Below are 16,027 nucleotides of genomic sequence, written 5' to 3'. Positions count from 1 at the left end.
CGCTCCCTCGCGCACGGCACAACGAGGAAGCGTGGTTTGCGGTTACGGCCTGTGGGCAAGACGTCGCGTTCACCGCAGACCCTCCGGCAGCAGCCCCGCCAGCCGGCGCACGGCCCGGTGCTGCAGGGCCTTGATGGCGCCGTCCTTCTTGCCCATGATCGCGGCGGTCTCGGCCACCGAGAGGCCGTGGATGAACCGCAGCACGATGCACTCCTGCTGTTCGCTGCCCAGCTGCTGCACGCAGGCCAGGAGCTCGCGGTTGGTCAGGTGGGCCACGACGGCGTCCTCGGGGCCGTCGGTGGCCCGGTCGGCGTCGCGCATGTCGGCGGTGGTCACCTCGAGCCGGTACCGGCTGCTCTTCACGTGGTCCAGCACGATGTTGCGCGCGATCGTGACCAGCCAGGCGCCGACGTCGCGGCCCTGGAAGGTGAGCGAGTCGATGCGGCGCAGCGCCCGCACGAAGGTCTCGCTGGTCACGTCCTCGGCGGTCGCCCGGTCGCCGACCCGGTTGTAGACGAACCGGTAGACCAGCGTGACGTAGTGGTCGTAGAGCTGCCCGAACGCCTCGGCGTCCCCTTCCTGCGTCCGGCGCACCCACTCCCAGACGTCCGGCCCGTCGGTGGGCGGCAGGGGAGCTGCCTGTCCGTCCGGGGGCAGGGGGAGGTCGGCTGCCGGCAGGTCCGGCGCGACGGGCTCCGGTGCCACGACGTCGGGCGCGGCGGGGGAGGGCGCGGTGGGGGAGGGCACGGCGGGCGAGGGCGCGACCGCCTCACCGCTCGCCCGCGGGAACGGCGTCGGCCGTGGACGCGGGCTCGGCCGCGGGCGCCGGGCAGCGGCGGGCGCCGGCTGCTCGGCGTCGAGGGGGTGCGGCATTGCGGGCGATGACCTCCTCGTCGGCCCGCCGTACCTGGACCGTCTCCTCCCCGACGCGGACGGCGATCCAGGCGCGTGAGCTGCGGGGCTGGCCCCATGGTGACAACATCGCCCGTGCCCGTCCACGCCAGCCCGCCGGACGCTCCGTCGGCAACCCCGGCGGAACGCGAGGCCCGCGCCACCGGAGGAGATGTGTCGGACCTGGAGGCAGGGAGGTCGCTGGCCGCGCTCGTGCGGTCCGCGGCCCGTCAGCGCCCCGACGCGCCGGCCGTCGTCACCCGGGAAGAACGGCTGACCTGGGCCGAGCTCGACGCCGAGGTGGACCGCGCCGCCGCGGGGTACGCCGCCCGCGACCTGTCGCCCGGCGACCGCGTGGCGGTGCAGTTGCCCAACGGCCTGCCCTGGCTGCGGGCGGTGCTGGGGGCGCTGCGTGCAGGGCTCGTGGTCGTGCCGGTGAACACCGCCTACACCGAGCCCGAGCTCGAGTACGTCCTCTCCGACTCCGGCGCCGCGCTGCTCGTCGCGCCGGGGGAGCGCGACGAGATCGCCGGGGTGCCGGTCTGCCCGGGTGCACCCGAGGGCGACGGTGCGCCGCCCGCGGTCGCCGACGACCCCGCGGAGCTGGCCTTCCTCTGCTACACCAGCGGCACGACCGGCCGGCCGCGCGGCGCGATGCTCACGTCCGGTGCGCTGCGGGCCAACCAGGAGCAGTGCCTGGCGATGGAGCCGCCGCCGGTGCGCGCGGACGACCGCGTCCTCCTGGTGCTGCCGCTGTTCCACGTCTACGGCCTGAACGCCGGCTTCGGGCTGGTCGCGGCCACCGGTGCGTGCGCGGTGCTCGAGGAGACCTTCGACCCGCGCGGCACGCTCGCCGTGATGACCGAGGAGCACGTCAGCGCGGTCCCCGGGGCGCCGCCGATGTACCAGGCCTGGCTGGCCGTGGCCGACGCCGTCGGCAGCGACACCGACCTCCGCCGCGCCTTCGCCGCGGTCCGGCTGGCGTCCTCCGGTGCGGCCCCGCTGCCGGAGGATGTGTGGACGGCGATGCGCGACCGGGCCGCCGTCACCGTCTGGGAGGGCTACGGCCTGACCGAGGCCGCCCCCGTCGTCGCCAGCACCCTGGTCACCGGCCGACCCAAGCCCGACTGCATCGGCGGCCCCCTGCCGGGCATCGAGGTGGCCCTGCGCGACACCGCCGACACCGCGGACCCGGCCGACATCGCCGACGCCGCCCCCGAGGGCGGGGTCCGGGCCGAGGGGACCGAGGAGGACGGCCCCGACGACCTGCCCGGCGAGGGGCCGGGCGAGCTGTGGATCCGCGGACCCAACCTCTTCTCCGGCTACTGGCCCGAGGGCTCCGACGGCCCCGACGCCGACGGCTGGCTGGGCACCGGCGACCTCGCCTACCGGGACGCCGACGGGGACCTGCACCTGGTCGACCGGCGCAGCGACCTGATCCTGGTGAGCGGGTTCAACGTCTACCCGGCCGAGGTCGAGCGGGTGCTCGACACCCACCCGGCGGTCGCGGAGAGCGCCGTCATCGGCGTGCCCGACCCCCGGACGGGCGCCGCGGTGCGCGCGGTGGTGGCCCTGGAGCCGGGGCAGCAGCTGACCTTCGACGAGCTGCGCGACCACGCCGCGGGCTCCCTGGCCCGCTACAAGGTGCCCACCTCGGTGCACTTCCTCCCCAGCCTCCCGCACTCGCTGACCGGCAAGGTCAGCCGCGCCCGGCTGCGCGAGCTCGGGCTCACCGGGGCCGCGACGGACGAGGACGCCGATGGCGAGTGAGCCGGCGCCCCGCCTGCGGCTGATGACCCGGGCGGGTTGCCACCTGTGCGAGGTGGCCGCCGAGACCCTCGAGCGGATCGCCGCCGAGGCCGGACTGCGCCCGGAGGCGGTGGACGTGGACGCCGACCCGGAGCTGCAGGCGGAGTTCGGCGACCGCGTGCCGGTCGTCCTGCTCGACGGGCGCGAGCACTCCTACTTCACCGTCGACGTGCCCCGGCTGCGCCGTGACCTCGGGCTCGGAGGCGCCTGAACGACGCGTGAACGGCCGGTGCACGACCGTCGCCGACGTGGTCTCGGACACAGCGCCACCCGTTCGGGCCGGTCAGCGCAGTGTCGCCCCGTCGCGGACTTTGTTCCTGCGTTCACAAGCGGCTACCGTGGCCTCCGCGAGCACCCCGGTGCCCGTGACCACCGAACCTTGTCGTCGTCGTTCTGCGTGTCGTCGCACCGCCCGGCTTCTGCCGGGTCCTCGGGCGCGGCCGCTGTGGAGAGCCCGTTGATGCAGCCGCGGCCCCGGACCATCCCGGAGGCCACCGTCGCCCGCCTGGCCGTGTACCTCCGGGTGCTGGCCACGCTCGCCGACGGCGGCCGGAGCACCGTCTCCTCCGGTGAGCTCGCCTCGGCCGCCGGCGTGAACCCGGCCGGACTGCGCAAGGACCTCTCGCACCTGGGCCCCTGCGGCGTGCGCGGCGTGGGCTACGACGTCGACCTGCTGCGCGACCGGCTCACCCGCGTCCTGGGCGTGGGGCGGTCCCGGGCCTGCGTCCTGGTCGGCATCGGCAACCTCGGCTCGGCGCTGGCCGACTACGCCGGCTTCGGCACCCGCGGCTTCGAGTTCGTGGGCCTCTTCGACGCCTCGCCCGCCCGGATCGGCCAGCGGATCGGGAACCTGCAGGTCCGCGGGCTGGACGAGCTGGAGGACGTCGTCGCCGCGACCGGTGCCTCGATCGGGGTCATCACGACGCCGGCCGAGGTGGCGCAGGGCATCTGCGACCGGCTGGCCGCGGCCGGGGTGGGGAGCATCCTGAACTTCGCGCCCGTGACCCTCGCGGCCCCTGCCGGGGTCGACGTCCGCAAGGTCGACCTGTCCGTCGAGCTCCAGGTGCTGGCCTTCCTCGGCCAGCAGCGGGTGCCCGCCGAGGTGGGTGAGTCCGCATGAGCCTCCTCGCCGTGGGGATCAGCCACCGCACCGCCCCCGTCGCGCTGCTCGAGCAGTTCGCGATGACCGACGACGACCGGGTCAAGGCCCTGCACGAGCTGGTCGGCGGCGACCACGTCGCCGAGGCCCTGGTCCTCGCGACCTGCAACCGGATCGAGGTCTTCGCCGAGGTCGAGCGCTTCCACGGCGGCGTCACCGACGTCAGCCGGGTGCTGGCCCGCCAGGCCGGCGCCACGGTCGAGGAGCTCTCCCCGTACGTCACCGTCCACTACGAGGACCAGGCCGTCACCCACCTGTTCACCGTCGCCGCCGGGCTGGACTCGATGGTGGTCGGCGAGACGCAGGTGCTCGGGCAGCTGCGCGCCGCCTACGCCCTGGCCCGCGAGGAGGGCACCGTCGGGCGCGCCCTGCACCCGATCGCCCAGCGGGCCCTGCGGGTGGGCAAGCGCGTGCACTCCGAGACCGGCATCGACCGGGCCGGGGCCTCCCTGGTCTCCGTGGCCCTCGACCGCGCCGAGGCCCGGATCGGCGACCTCGCCGGCCGCCGGGCGCTCGTGGTGGGTGCGGGCTCCATGGGCGCCCTCGCCGCGACCACGCTGGCCCGCCGGGGTGCCGACGTCGTGATCGGCAGCCGCACCCACGCCTCGGCGCAGCGGCTGGCCACCACCCTGGGCGGGCGGGCCGTCGAGCTGGCGGACGCGCCCGCGGAGCTCGTCGACGCCGACGTCCTCGTCTCCTGCACCGGCGCCTCCGGCATCGTCGTGAGCACCGACACCGTCGCCACCGCCATGGAGCAGCGGGCGGGCCGGCCCATGGCCGTCGTCGACCTGGCGCTGCCCCGCGACGTCGACCCCGGCGTGGCGGGCCTGCCGGACGTGCACGTCGTCGACCTCGCCCTGCTGCAGGGCGAGCGGGTCGCCGCGCGCGACGCCGGCGCACCGGCCACCGGGCCGGTCGCCGCCGACGACATCGCCGCCGCGCACGCCATGATCGAGGCCGAGGCCGCGCTGCTGCGCGCCGAGCAGCAGGCCGCGGCGGTGGCGCCCACCGTCTCCGCGCTGCGCAGCCAGGCCGCCGACGTCGTGGACGCCGAGCTGCTCCGCCTCTCCACCCGGTTGCCCGACCTCGACCCGCGCTCGCGCGCCGAGATCGCCCGCACCGTCCGGCGGGTCGTGGACAAGCTGCTGCACGAGCCGACCGTCCGGGTCAAGGAGCTCTCCGCCGTGCCGGGCGGCACCGACTACGCCGGTGCCCTGCGCGCCCTGTTCGGCCTGGGCATCGACGCCGAGGTCGCCGAGACCGCCAGCCTGGCCGACGCCGTCACCGCCGACCCCGAGCGCGCCGGAGGTGCCGCGTGACCGCCCTGCGCACCTCGGCCGAGACGGCGTCGGGCACCGCCGTGCTCCGGCTGGGCACCCGCGCCAGCGTGCTGGCCCGCACCCAGTCGCAGACCGTGGCCGACGCGATCACCGCCGCCACCGGGACCCCGGTCGAGCTGGTGCACATCACCACCGAGGGCGACCGGTCGCAGGCCGCCATCGCGCAGCTGGGCGGCACGGGCGTCTTCGTCACCGCGCTGCGCGACGCGCTGCTCGCCGGTGAGATCGACCTGGCCGTGCACAGCTACAAGGACCTGCCCACCGCGGCCGCGCCCGGTCTCATCCTCGCCGCGGTGCCGCCGCGGGAGGACCCGCGCGACGCGCTGGTCGCCCGCGACGGGCTGACCCTCGGCGAGCTGCCCGCCGGCTCGCGGATCGGCACCGGCGCACCCCGCCGCGTCGCCCAGCTGCGCGCGCTGGGCCTCGGTCTGGAGATCGTGCCGATCCGGGGCAACGTCGACACCCGCCTGGGCCGCGTCGCCGGTCTTGGCGGACCCGGCGGCGGTGCTGGTGATCTGGACGCCGTCGTGCTCGCCCGCGCGGGGCTGTCCCGGCTGGGGCGCCTCGCCGTCATCACCGAGACCCTCGACCCGCTCCAGGTCCTGCCCGCACCCGCGCAGGGCGCCCTGGCCGTCGAGTGCCGCACCAGCGACGCCCGCACCCGTGAGCTGCTCGGGCGCCTCGAGGACTCCCGCACCCGGGCCTGCGCCCTGGCCGAGCGGACCACGCTGGGCACCCTCGAGGCCGGCTGCAGCGCCCCCGTGGCCGCCTACGCCGAAGTGGCCGAGGGCGAGCACGGTCCCGAACTGTTCCTGCGCGCGTCGGTCACGGCGATCGACGGCAGCGACGGCGTCCGCGGCTCGCTGAGCGGCCCGCTGGACGACGCCGCGTCGCTCGGCCGCACGCTCGCGGCCGAGCTGCTCGACCGCGGCGCGGCCGAGCTCATGGCGGTCGGCCGGTGACCGAGCTCCCGACGTCCCCCCTGGGCGCATACCGCGCCCCCCAGAACCCAGCAACAAGGGCCCTTCGGGCCAGGATCAGGAGCACGCGATGACGCGCTTCCGCAAGACCGTCGGCAGCACCGGCCGGGTCGTCTTCGTCGGCGCAGGACCGGGCGACCCCGGCATGCTGACCGCACGCGCCACGGCGGCGATCGCCGAGGCCGCCCACGTGCTCGTCGACGTCGACGTGCCCGTCGCCGTCCAGGACGCCGTCCGCGGGATCAACCCCGCGGTCGAGCTCGTCCCCGTCTCCGGCGAGCCGGCCGAGGTCGCCAAGGGCGCCGTCGCCGCGGCCAAGGGCGGTGCGGTGGTCGTGCGCCTGGTCGCCGGCGATCCCTACACCGACGACGCCGTCGTCAAGGAGGTGCTGGCCGTCGGCCGGACCTCCGTCGGCTTCGACGTGGTGCCCGGTGTCGCGCCGGCCACCGCCGTCCCCGCCTTCGCGGGCGTCGCACCGGGCAGCACGGCGCTCACCGCCGACCTGCGGAGCGGGGTGGACCTGGCCGCGCTGGCCGGTGCCACCGCCGCGACCGGCGGCACCCTGGTGCTGCGGGCCACGGTCGAGGAGCTCCCGGACGCCGCCGGCCGGCTGGTCGAGGGCGGACTGTCGGGCAGCACCCCGGTCGTCGTCACCACCGGCGGCTCGTCGACGGCGCAGAAGAGCGTCGTCGCCAAGCTGTCCGCGGTCGCCGAGAAGGCGGCCGGCCTGGACTCCCTGACCGGGCCGGTCGTGGTCACCGTCGGCGCGGCCGTCGACAAGCGCGCCCGGATGTCGTGGTGGGAGAGCCGCCCGCTGTTCGGCTGGCGCGTGCTGGTGCCCCGCACCAAGGACCAGGCCGGCGAGATGAGCGACCGGCTGCGCGCCTACGGCGCCGTCCCGGTCGAGGTGCCGACGATCGCCGTCGAGCCGCCGCGCAGCCCCGCGCAGATGGACCGCGCGGTCAAGGGCCTGGTCACCGGCCGCTACGGTTGGATCGTCTTCACCTCGGTGAACGCGGTGAAGGCCGTGCGCGAGAAGTTCGCCGAGCTGGGCCTGGACGCCCGCGCCTTCGCCGGCGTCAAGGTCGGCTGCGTCGGCGAGCAGACCGCCGATGCCGTGCGCGCGTTCGGCATCGTGCCCGAGCTGGTCCCGGTCGGCGAGCAGTCCAGCCAGGGCCTGCTGGCCGAGTTCCCCGAGTACGACGACGTCCTCGACCCGATCGACCGCGTGCTGCTCCCGCACGCCGACATCGCCACCGAGGTGCTCGCCGCGGGGCTCGTCGAGCGCGGCTGGGAGGTCGACGACGTCACCGCCTACCGCACCGTGCGCGCCGCCCCGCCGGCCGCGTCGGTCCGCGAGGCGATCAAGGGCGGCGGCTTCGACGCGGTCTGCTTCACCTCGTCGAGCACCGTGCGCAACCTCGTCGGCATCGCCGGCAAGCCGCACGCGAAGACCGTCGTCGCCGTGATCGGCCCCGCCACGGCCGCCAGCGCGCAGGAGTTCGGCCTGCGCGTCGACGTGCAGCCCGAGACGGCCGCCGTCGCCCCGCTGGTCGACGCCCTGGCCGAGTACGCCCTGTCGCTGCGCGAGTCGGAGGACGGCGAGGGCAAGTGACCACGGGCAGCGCGAACCCCGGCTTCGCGCGCGGGCGCCGGCTCCGGTCGACGCCCGCGCTGCGGCGGCTGACCGCGCAGACACGGGTGGCCCCCGCCGACCTGGTGCTGCCGGTCTTCGTGAAGCAGGACATCGCCGAGCCGGTGCCGATCGGCTCCATGCCCGGCGTCGTCCAGCACTCGCTGGACTCGCTGCGCAAGGCCGCGCACGAGGCGGCCGAGGCCGGCATCGGTGGGCTGATGCTCTTCGGCATCCCCGCCGAGAAGGACGCCGTGGGCTCCCAGGCCGACGCCGCCGACGGCATCGTCAACGTGGCCCTGCAGCAGCTGCGCGCCGACCTGGGCGACGAGCTCGTGCTCATGGCCGACCTCTGCCTGTGCGAGTACACCGACCACGGGCACTGCGGCGTGGTCACCCCGGCGGGCGTCGTGGACAACGACCCGACGCTGGACCGGTACGCGGCGGTGGCCATCGCCCAGGCCCAGGCCGGCGCCCACCTGGTGGCCCCCAGCGGGATGATGGACGGGCAGGTCGCGGCCATCCGCGCCGGGCTGGACAGCGCCGCCTTCACCGAGGTCCCGATCCTGGCCTACGCGGCCAAGTACGCCTCGGGCTTCTACGGCCCGTTCCGCGAGGCGGCCGAGGGTGCGCCGCAGTTCGGCGACCGCTCGACCTACCAGATGGACCCGCCGAACGCCGACGAGGCGCTGCGCGAGGTGGCGCAGGACCTCGCCGAGGGCGCCGACGCCGTCATGGTGAAGCCCGCGCTGCCCTACCTGGACATCGTGCGCCGGGTCGCCGACGCGGTGCAGGTGCCGGTGAGCGCGTACCAGGTCAGCGGCGAGTACGCGATGGTCGAGGCCGCCGCCGCCAACGGCTGGGTCGACCGCGAGCGGGCGATCCTGGAGACGCTCGTCGCCATCCGCCGCGCGGGTGCCGGGCAGGTGCTCACCTACTGGGCGGTCGAGGCCGCGCGCTGGCTCGCCCGCGGCTGAGATGACTCCGTACGTCGAGCCCGGGGGTTCCTGGCGACCGGTCTGGATCGTCGCCGGTGCCCTCGGGCTCTTCCTCGTCCTGGACCTGGCGCTGCCGGGCCCGGACGTCCCGCTGTGGCTGTGGGCGGTGGCCGTCATCGCCGTCCTCGGCGCGACGTGGATCGGCTGCCTGTCGGCGCAGCGGATCTGGACGGTGCGGGTGAGCTCCGACGGGCTGGTCGTCGGCATGGAGGTCATCCGGCTGGCCGACGTCGACGCAGCGCACCTGGCAACCGTCGAGGGCGGGGTGGACGCCGGGGCGCCGGTGCTCGGCGGGGGATGGGACCTGCCGCCCGGGCGCAGCGGGCTGCCGCTCCGGCTGACCGACGGGCACACCGTGCTGGTGCCCACCCGCGACCCCGTCGCGCTGCGCGCGGCCCTGCTCGCCGCTGTGTCCGACGCCTCCGACGGGCGCCCAGGAAGAGAAGGGACACTGGGGTCGTGACCTCGCCGGACAGCTCGCCCTTCCCCTACGAGGCGCCCGTCTCCGCGGAGCTCTTCGCCCGTGGCCGCGGCGTCACCCCCGGCGGGGTGAACAGCCCGGTGCGCGCCTTCCAGGCCGTCGGGGGGACCCCGCGGTTCATGGTCGAGGGCTCCGGCCCGTGGATCACCGATGCCGACGGACGGCGCTACGTGGACCTGGTGAGCTCGTGGGGCCCGCTGATCCTCGGGCACGCGCACCCCGCCGTCGTCGAGGCGGTCACCGCGGCCGCGCGCCGCGGGCTGACCTTCGGGGCGCCCACCGAGGCCGAACTGGACCTGGCCGAGGAGATCCGCGAGCGGGTCGCGCCGGTGCAGAAGGTCCGGCTGGTCAACTCCGGCACCGAGGCGGTGCTCTCGGCGGTGCGGCTGGCCCGTGGCGTCACCGGGCGCCCGCTGGTCGTGAAGTTCGCCGGCAACTACCACGGTCACGTCGACGCGCTGCTGGCCTCGGCCGGGTCCGGCGTCGCCACCCTGGGGCTGCCCGACACCCCCGGGGTCACCACCGGTGCCGCCGCCGACACCGTGGTCCTGCCCTACAACGACGTCGCCGCCGTCGAGGCGGTCTTCGCCGAGCGCGGCCCGCAGATCGCCTGCGTCATCAGCGAGGCCGCGGCGGGCAACATGGGCGTCATCCCGCCCGAGCCCGGTTTCAACGCCACACTGCGCCGGATCACCGCGGCCGCCGGGTCGCTGCTGGTCCTCGACGAGGTCATGACGGGCTTCCGGGTGTCCCGGTCGGGCTGGTACGGCCTCGACCCCGTGGACGCCGACCTGTTCACCTTCGGCAAGGTCATGGGCGGTGGCCTCCCCGCTGCGGCGTTCGGCGGCCGCGCCGACCTGATGGACCACCTCGCCCCGGTCGGGCCGGTCTACCAGGCGGGCACGCTCTCGGGGAACCCGGTGGCGGTCGCCGCGGGCCTCACCACGCTGCGGCACTGCACCGAGGACGTCTACGCGCACTGCGACGAGGTCGCCGCGGTGCTGCGCGGGGCCGCCAGCGCCGCGCTGTTCTCCGCCGGGGTGCCGCACCGCGTGCAGCAGGCGGGCAACATGTTCTCGATCTTCTTCGTGCCCGACGAGCGCCAGGTGCGGAACTACGACGACGCCCGCACCCAGGACGCCTTCCGCTACACCGCCTTCTTCCACGCCATGCTCGCCCGCGGGGTCTACCTGCCGCCCTCGGCGTTCGAGTCGTGGTTCGTCAACGCGCAGCTGTCCGGCGAGGCGCTGGACCGCGTGCTCGAGGCGCTGCCCGCCGCGGCGCGCGCCGCGGCCCAGGCCGACGGCGCCCCGGCGGCCGGGCCCGTCGAGAGCGAGCGGTCCACGTGAGGGCCAGGATGGCCATGATTGCCCCGGAGGTGGGCGCGTGAGCGAGCGCACGACGGTCCACCTGCTGCGGCACGGTGAGGTGCACAACCCGGCGAAGGTCCTGTACGGCCGGCTGCCGGGCTACCGGCTGTCCACGACCGGTGAGGCGATGGCGCTGGCGGCCGCCGAGTGGTTCGCCGGGCACGACGTCACCCACCTGGTCTCCAGCCCGCTGGAACGCGCGCAGCAGACCGCCCGCCCCCTCGCCGAGGCGACCGGCCTGCCGATCGGCACCGACGACCGGCTGATCGAGGCGGGCAACGCCTTCGAGGGCATGGTGGTCGGCGAGGCGGGCGGTGTCTTCCGCGCCCCGCGCAACTGGTGGAAGCTGCGCAACCCCTTCCAGCCCTCGTGGGGCGAGCCCTACGTCGAGATCGCCGCGCGCATGCTGGGCGCGGTCGAGGCGGCGCGCGACGCCGCCCGCGGGCACGAGGCCGTCCTGGTCAGCCACCAGCTGCCCATCTGGACCGTCCGGCTGCACCTCCAGGGCCGCAGCTACCTGCACGACCCCCGCCGCCGCGAGTGCGCGCTGGCCAGCGTCACCTCGGTGACCTACGAGGGCGACCGGCTCGCCGGCGTGACCTACGCCGAGCCCGCTGGTGCGACGCCGTCGGACGCGGTGCCGGGCGCATGAAGCGGCTGCTGCTCCTCCTCTGCGCCGGTGCGCTCGCGCTCACCGGCTGCAGCACCGGCGACGACGCCGTCGCCGTCAACAACGGCGGCGAGTTCCGTTTCGTCCAGGGCACGCCGAGGGGCGAGGTCATCCCCGAGGAGGACCGCGCCACCGCGCCGGAGTTCGGCGGCACGCTGCTCGACGGCGAGCCCTTCAGCTCCACCGACCTCGCCGGCGACGTCGCCGTCGTCAACTTCTGGGGGTCCTGGTGCGGGCCCTGCCGCGTCGAGTCGCCGGAATTCCAGGAGGTCTACGCCGACGTCCGCGACGACGGCGTCCAGTTCCTCGGCATCAACGTCAAGGACACCGAGCAGCTCGCCCGCGCCTTCGAGGAGCGGTTCGGCATCGAGTTCCCGTCGCTGTCGGACCCCCGCGGCGAGGTGGCCCTGGCGTTCCGCGACTACCCGGCCAGCGCCGTCCCCTCCACCATCGTGCTGGACCGCGAGAGCCGGGTCGCTGCGGTGTACACCGGGGCCGTGGAGGAGCAGGACCTGCGCGACGTGCTGGGCATGCTGACGGCCGAGGGGGAGTGACGTGGGGGAGACCTTCGCCGATCTCGTCAACGACGGCCCGCTGCTCGTGGCCGCGGCGGTCGCGGCTCTGGTCGGGCTGATCAGCTTCGCCTCGCCCTGCGTGCTGCCGCTGGTGCCCGGCTACCTCTCCTACGTCACCGGCCTCGTCGGCTCCGGTACCCGGACCGCCGAGCCCGCGCCGGTGCCCGCGGGCGGCGGGACGGCGACGGCGGTGCGCGCCGACGAGCGCGCGCCCCGCGGGCGCATGGTCCTCGGCGCCTCGCTCTTCGTGCTCGGCTTCACCGCCGTCTTCGTCGCCATCTCCACCGCCTTCGGCGGGCTGGGCCGGCTGCTCCTCGTGCACAACGAGGAGATCACCCAGGTGATGGGCGGGGTCACCGTGCTGGTCGGCCTCGGCTTCCTCGGCTGGCTGCCGCTGCTCCAGCGCACCAAGCGGCTCAGCGTGCGCCCCACCCTCGGGCTGGCCGGCGCCCCGCTGCTGGGCGTCGTGTTCGGGCTGGGCTGGACCCCGTGCCTCGGCCCGACGCTGGCCGCGGTGCAGAACCTGGCCTTCGCCGAGGCGACCGCCGGGCGCGGAGCCCTGCTCGGGCTGGCCTACTGCCTGGGGCTGGGCGTGCCGTTCGTCCTGGTCGCGCTGGGCGCCCGCTGGGCCGTCGGCGCCACGACCTTCCTGCGGGTGCACGCTCAGGCGGTGACCCGCTTCGGTGGCGCCGTGCTCGTGCTCGTGGGGCTGCTGCTGCTCACCGGCGCGTGGACCGACATGATGCGCTGGCTGCAGGGCTGGCTGGCGGCCAACGGCTTCGCGGACGCGTCGCTGTGACCACCACCGCCCCGCCGCGGGAGGCCCCCGCGCCACCACCGCCCGCGCGCCCCTCCGCCGGGCGCCGGGTGGCCGGCCGGCTGCTGGGCTGGTGGCGCCGGCTGACGGCGATGCGCACGGCCATCGTGCTGCTCTTCCTGCTCGCGCTGGCCGCCGTCCCGGGCTCGCTGCTGCCGCAGCGCTCGCTGTCGCAGACCAATGTGCGGCAGTACTTCGCCGACCACCCCGACCTCGCGCCGGTGCTGGACCGGCTGTACCTGTTCGACGTCTTCAGCTCGCCGTGGTTCGCCGCGGTCTACCTGCTGCTGTTCATCTCGCTCATCGGCTGCGTGGTTCCGCGCGCCGTGGAGCACGCCCGCGCGCTGCGCGCCGCGCCGCCGCCGGCCCCGCGCAACCTGCTGCGGCTGCCCGACTCCGGCGAGGTGGCGACGCCGCTGGCGCCGGTCGCCGCCCTCGACGTCGTGGAGGAGGAACTGCGGGTCCGGCGCTACCGCGTCGTCCGTCGGGGGGACGACCTCTCCGCCGAGAAGGGCTACCTCAAGGAGACGGGCAACCTGCTGTTCCACCTCTCCCTGATCGCGCTGCTGCTGGGGCTGGCCGGCGGCAAGCTGTGGGGCTACGAGGGCAGCATCCTGGTCACCGAGGGCGACGGCTTCTGCAACTCCTTCCAGCAGTACGACACCTACTCGGCCGGGCCGCTGATCGACACCGGCGACCTCTCGCCGACCTGCGTGACTCTGGAGAACTTCGAGGCCGAGTACGAGCCCGACCTCACGGCGTCGTCGTTCACCGCCGACATCCGGTACGGCGGGCCCAATGAGGAGGGTCGGCCGACGACCATCGGGGTGAACGACCCGCTGCGCTCCGCGGGCGACCGGCTCTACGTCACCGGCCACGGGTTCAGCCCCGAGTTCAGCGTGACCCTGCCCGACGGCCAGGTGTTCGAGAAGATCTCGGTGCCCTTCCTGCCCTCGGACCCGCAGACGATGGCCAGCGAGGGCGCGCTCAAGCTGCCCGACGTCGGCGGTGACACCCAGCTGGCGCTGGAGGGCTTCTTCGCGCCGACCGGCCTGGTGCAGGGCGGCGTGCTCACCTCGATCGACCCGCGACCGCTGGACCCGCGGGTCGCGGTGGTGGCCTACCAGGGCTACCTCGGGCTGGACTCGGGCATCCCGCAGTCGGTCTACTCGCTGGACGCCAGCCAGATCGAGCGCGGCCGGTTGGTCGAGGCGGGGGCGGCGAACCTGTCGGTCGGGGAGTCGATGACCCTCGAGGACGGCACGGTCATCACCTTCAGCGGCTTCCAGGAGTTCGCCGCCATGCAGTACTCGCACGACCCCGGTCAGGTGTGGGTGCTCGTCTCGGCCATCGCGCTGCTCACCGGCCTGCTCGGGCTGCTCCTGCTGCGCCGCGAGCGGGTCTTCGCCCGGGCCGCCCCCGCCCCCGACGGCGGCGGTACCGTGCTGACGCTGGCCTCGCTGACGCGGGGCAGCGGCGAGAGCGCCCCACGGTTCGCCGCCCTCACCGACGACCTGAGGGCCGCGCTCGCCGCCCGCACCTCACCACTTCCGGAGGTCTCCCCGCGTGACTCCTGACCAGTCGCTCCTCGACCTGTCGGACACCTTCTTCTCGATCGCCGTCGCGCTGTACTCGGTCGCGCTGGTGGCCTTCTGCGCACAGCTGGCCTTCGGGCGGCGTCCGGAGAGGGCCCGCGAGCTGGTCGGGGCGGGTGGCGTCCCGGCCGTGGTCGGGGACGACGGTGTCGCCGACGGGACCGCCGACCGGGGTGCGCAGCGACGCGCGCAGCGCTGGGGAAGCCTCGCCATTGCCGTCACCGTGCTCGCCGCCCTGGCGCACGCCGGCGTCCTGGTCTGCCGCGCACTCGCCCTGGACCGGCTGCCCTGGGGCAACATGTACGAGTTCGCGACCGCGGTCGTGCTCGTGTCGGTCGTCGCCTACGTCGTGCTCGCGCTGCGCTCGCAGGCCCTGCGGCACATCGGCGTCTTCGTGCTGGCCCCGGTCGTGCTGGGCATGGTCGGCATCGGGCTGTTCCTGTACGTCGAGGGTGCCCCGCTCGTCGCCGCCCTGCGGTCGGCCTGGCTGGGCATCCACGTCACCGCCGCCATCCTGGGCTTCGGCATCTTCCTGGTCAGCGGCATCGCCAGCGTCCTGTACCTGGTCCGGAGCAAGGACGAGGCCAAGCCGGCCGAGGAGCGGGGCAGCGGCTTCGTCGCGCGCCTGCCCGAGTCGTCGGTCCTCGACCGGCTGGCCCACCGCACCGCCGTCTTCGGCTTCCCGATCTGGACCTTCGCGGTGATCGCGGGTGCCATCTGGGCGGAGAGCGCCTGGGGCCGGTTCTGGGGCTGGGACCCCAAGGAGACCTGGTCGTTCATCGCCTGGGTCGTCTACGCCGGCTACCTGCACGCCCGGACGACGGCCGGCTGGCGCGGCCGCCCGGCCGCGTGGGTCAACGTCGTCGGTCTGATGGTCATGATCTTCAACCTGACCTTCGTCAACCTGGTCTCGAGCGGCCTGCACAGCTACGGCGGGAAGTAGCCCCACCGCCTCCCGGGCGATCACGGGGAGTGAGGCCGACTCCGGCGGGGCGCGGCACGTCCGTGACGGATGTCGGCCCCGCGTGCTTCCATGCAGGCATGACGGCGTCCGGACCGAGGTCCCCAGGAGGTCACCGTGGGTAAGCACACCGCGGCAGACGACTCGACGGTGCACCCGCTGGTCGCCGCTGCGCTCTCCCGCCGGGCCGGCGCTCCGGCCGGGGCGCACGGCGAGCACTCCGGGGGCAGCACGGGCTGGCCCGAGCCCGAGCCGGGCGGCGGAGGTGCCGTGGGCTGGCCGGACGACACCCGTGAGGGGCCGGACGACGTGCAGCCGGCCTCGTCCGACGAGCCGGTGGACAGCGCCGTGGCACCGGTCGTGGGCACGGCACCGCTCGCGTCCCGGCGGGGCTGGCGGCGGCTGTTCGGGGCGAGCCCGGCCGCCTGATCAGGCGGGTGGGCCCGTCCCGGCTCAGGCGGGGGTGCCGTCGTCCCGGCGGGCGCGCCGCTCGAGCTCGCGGAGGAACTCCGGGTCGTCGTCGGGGGCGAGCGGCCGGGTGGGCCGCTGCGGCCGGGGACGCCGGGGCGGCCGGGGACCACGCAGCCCTCTACCGGGCCCGCCCGGATTGGCTGCGGCCCGCATGACCAGCGCGATCACCACGATCGCCGCCACGAGCACCACCAGGAAGATCATGGTCACACCCCCTCGTCCCGCCCCAGCGTACGACCGCGGCGATACTCGGTGCCGACCGAGAAGTGCGGGCGGA

The 16,027-nt window shown here is 75.3% G+C and carries 17 protein-coding genes; 15 read left to right on the top strand and 2 right to left on the bottom strand.

The features are described 5' to 3' along the window. Positions 1-69 precede the first annotated feature (69 nt). On the bottom strand, positions 70-873 hold the full coding sequence (locus BLS70_RS16840) for a sigma-70 family RNA polymerase sigma factor (protein WP_091770304.1): 804 nt from the start codon (positions 871-873) through the stop codon (positions 70-72). Positions 874-1,065: 192 nt separating this feature from the next. Here BLS70_RS16840 and BLS70_RS16835 point away from each other — a divergent pair, with 192 nt between their 5' ends. From BLS70_RS16835 to BLS70_RS16765, 15 genes are all read left to right on the top strand, one after another. Next, positions 1,066-2,661 carry an AMP-binding protein gene (locus BLS70_RS16835; protein WP_255362531.1) on the top strand — a complete coding sequence of 532 codons (1,596 nt, stop codon included), beginning with the start codon at positions 1,066-1,068 and terminating at the stop codon, positions 2,659-2,661. Next, on the top strand, positions 2,651-2,911 hold the full coding sequence (locus BLS70_RS16830) for a glutaredoxin family protein (protein ID WP_091770300.1): 261 nt from the start codon (positions 2,651-2,653) through the stop codon (positions 2,909-2,911). The genes BLS70_RS16835 and BLS70_RS16830 overlap by 11 nt, the downstream gene beginning before the upstream one ends. 249 nt (positions 2,912-3,160) lie before the next feature. Further along, the gene (locus tag BLS70_RS16825) at positions 3,161-3,820 is read left to right on the top strand and encodes a redox-sensing transcriptional repressor Rex (RefSeq protein ID WP_091770298.1); all 660 of its coding nucleotides are present in this window, start codon (positions 3,161-3,163) and stop codon (positions 3,818-3,820) included. Then, positions 3,817-5,178 (top strand): glutamyl-tRNA reductase, encoded by a 1,362-nt coding sequence (locus tag BLS70_RS16820; RefSeq protein WP_091770297.1) that lies wholly within the window; start codon positions 3,817-3,819, stop codon positions 5,176-5,178. Before BLS70_RS16825 ends, BLS70_RS16820 begins: the two co-directional genes overlap by 4 nt. After that, positions 5,175-6,161 (top strand): hydroxymethylbilane synthase, encoded by a 987-nt coding sequence (gene hemC / locus BLS70_RS16815; protein ID WP_218122463.1) that lies wholly within the window; start codon positions 5,175-5,177, stop codon positions 6,159-6,161. Before BLS70_RS16820 ends, hemC begins: the two co-directional genes overlap by 4 nt. Positions 6,162-6,249: 88 nt before the next feature. After that, a complete protein-coding gene (locus BLS70_RS16810; RefSeq protein WP_091770295.1) occupies positions 6,250-7,794 on the top strand; it encodes a uroporphyrinogen-III synthase in 1,545 nt (514 codons plus the stop codon). Continuing rightward, positions 7,791-8,789, top strand: a complete 999-nt coding sequence (hemB, locus tag BLS70_RS16805; protein ID WP_091770293.1) for a porphobilinogen synthase — start codon at positions 7,791-7,793, stop codon at positions 8,787-8,789. The genes BLS70_RS16810 and hemB overlap by 4 nt, the downstream gene beginning before the upstream one ends. A gap of 1 nt (position 8,790) precedes the next feature. Beyond that, positions 8,791-9,273, top strand: coding sequence for a transport-regulating membrane protein Mce1N (gene mce1N, locus BLS70_RS16800; RefSeq protein ID WP_091770291.1), 483 nt, complete (start codon positions 8,791-8,793; stop codon positions 9,271-9,273). Beyond that, a complete protein-coding gene (hemL, locus tag BLS70_RS16795; protein ID WP_091770289.1) occupies positions 9,270-10,640 on the top strand; it encodes a glutamate-1-semialdehyde 2,1-aminomutase in 1,371 nt (456 codons plus the stop codon). The genes mce1N and hemL overlap by 4 nt, the downstream gene beginning before the upstream one ends. Before the next feature lie 37 nt (positions 10,641-10,677). Next, positions 10,678-11,313: a histidine phosphatase family protein gene (locus BLS70_RS16790; protein WP_091770287.1), complete on the top strand. Its 636-nt coding sequence runs from the start codon at positions 10,678-10,680 to the stop codon at positions 11,311-11,313. Further along, complete coding sequence (locus BLS70_RS16785) at positions 11,310-11,885, top strand: TlpA family protein disulfide reductase (RefSeq protein ID WP_091770286.1); 576 nt, start codon at positions 11,310-11,312, stop codon at positions 11,883-11,885. Before BLS70_RS16790 ends, BLS70_RS16785 begins: the two co-directional genes overlap by 4 nt. A 1-nt stretch (position 11,886) precedes the next feature. Beyond that, positions 11,887-12,705: a cytochrome c biogenesis CcdA family protein gene (locus BLS70_RS16780; protein WP_091770284.1), complete on the top strand. Its 819-nt coding sequence runs from the start codon at positions 11,887-11,889 to the stop codon at positions 12,703-12,705. Continuing rightward, positions 12,702-14,300 carry a cytochrome c biogenesis protein ResB gene (resB, locus tag BLS70_RS16775; RefSeq protein WP_091770282.1) on the top strand — a complete coding sequence of 533 codons (1,599 nt, stop codon included), beginning with the start codon at positions 12,702-12,704 and terminating at the stop codon, positions 14,298-14,300. Before BLS70_RS16780 ends, resB begins: the two co-directional genes overlap by 4 nt. Beyond that, positions 14,290-15,261 carry a c-type cytochrome biogenesis protein CcsB gene (ccsB, locus tag BLS70_RS16770; RefSeq protein ID WP_091770281.1) on the top strand — a complete coding sequence of 324 codons (972 nt, stop codon included), beginning with the start codon at positions 14,290-14,292 and terminating at the stop codon, positions 15,259-15,261. Before resB ends, ccsB begins: the two co-directional genes overlap by 11 nt. 135 nt (positions 15,262-15,396) lie before the next feature. Further along, positions 15,397-15,708 (top strand): hypothetical protein, encoded by a 312-nt coding sequence (locus BLS70_RS16765; protein ID WP_091770279.1) that lies wholly within the window; start codon positions 15,397-15,399, stop codon positions 15,706-15,708. Between the two features lie 24 nt (positions 15,709-15,732). Here BLS70_RS16765 and BLS70_RS16760 read toward each other — a convergent pair whose 3' ends face one another. Then, a complete protein-coding gene (locus BLS70_RS16760; RefSeq protein ID WP_091770277.1) occupies positions 15,733-15,954 on the bottom strand; it encodes a hypothetical protein in 222 nt (73 codons plus the stop codon). Positions 15,955-16,027: the final 73 nt, after the last annotated feature.

Origin of the sequence: Blastococcus aurantiacus, from assembly GCF_900102425.1 — a bacterium.
GTDB lineage: Bacteria > Actinomycetota > Actinomycetes > Mycobacteriales > Geodermatophilaceae > Blastococcus > Blastococcus aurantiacus.
Note: the sequence above shows the minus strand (reverse complement) of the source record. Positions and strands in the feature narration are given on the sequence as shown.

What these genes read in the sequence shown, in the direction of transcription:
- BLS70_RS16840 (WP_091770304.1), bottom strand. Translation starts at nt 873, where the DNA reads ATGCCGCACCCCCTCGACGCCGAGCAGCCGGCGCCCGCCGCTGCCCGG.
- BLS70_RS16830 (WP_091770300.1), top strand. Translation starts at nt 2,651, where the DNA reads ATGGCGAGTGAGCCGGCGCCCCGCCTGCGGCTGATGACCCGGGCGGGT.
- BLS70_RS16825 (WP_091770298.1), top strand. Translation starts at nt 3,161, where the DNA reads ATGCAGCCGCGGCCCCGGACCATCCCGGAGGCCACCGTCGCCCGCCTG.
- BLS70_RS16820 (WP_091770297.1), top strand. Translation starts at nt 3,817, where the DNA reads ATGAGCCTCCTCGCCGTGGGGATCAGCCACCGCACCGCCCCCGTCGCG.
- BLS70_RS16810 (WP_091770295.1), top strand. Translation starts at nt 6,250, where the DNA reads ATGACGCGCTTCCGCAAGACCGTCGGCAGCACCGGCCGGGTCGTCTTC.
- mce1N (WP_091770291.1), top strand. Translation starts at nt 8,791, where the DNA reads ATGACTCCGTACGTCGAGCCCGGGGGTTCCTGGCGACCGGTCTGGATC.
- BLS70_RS16785 (WP_091770286.1), top strand. Translation starts at nt 11,310, where the DNA reads ATGAAGCGGCTGCTGCTCCTCCTCTGCGCCGGTGCGCTCGCGCTCACC.
- BLS70_RS16760 (WP_091770277.1), bottom strand. Translation starts at nt 15,954, where the DNA reads ATGATCTTCCTGGTGGTGCTCGTGGCGGCGATCGTGGTGATCGCGCTG.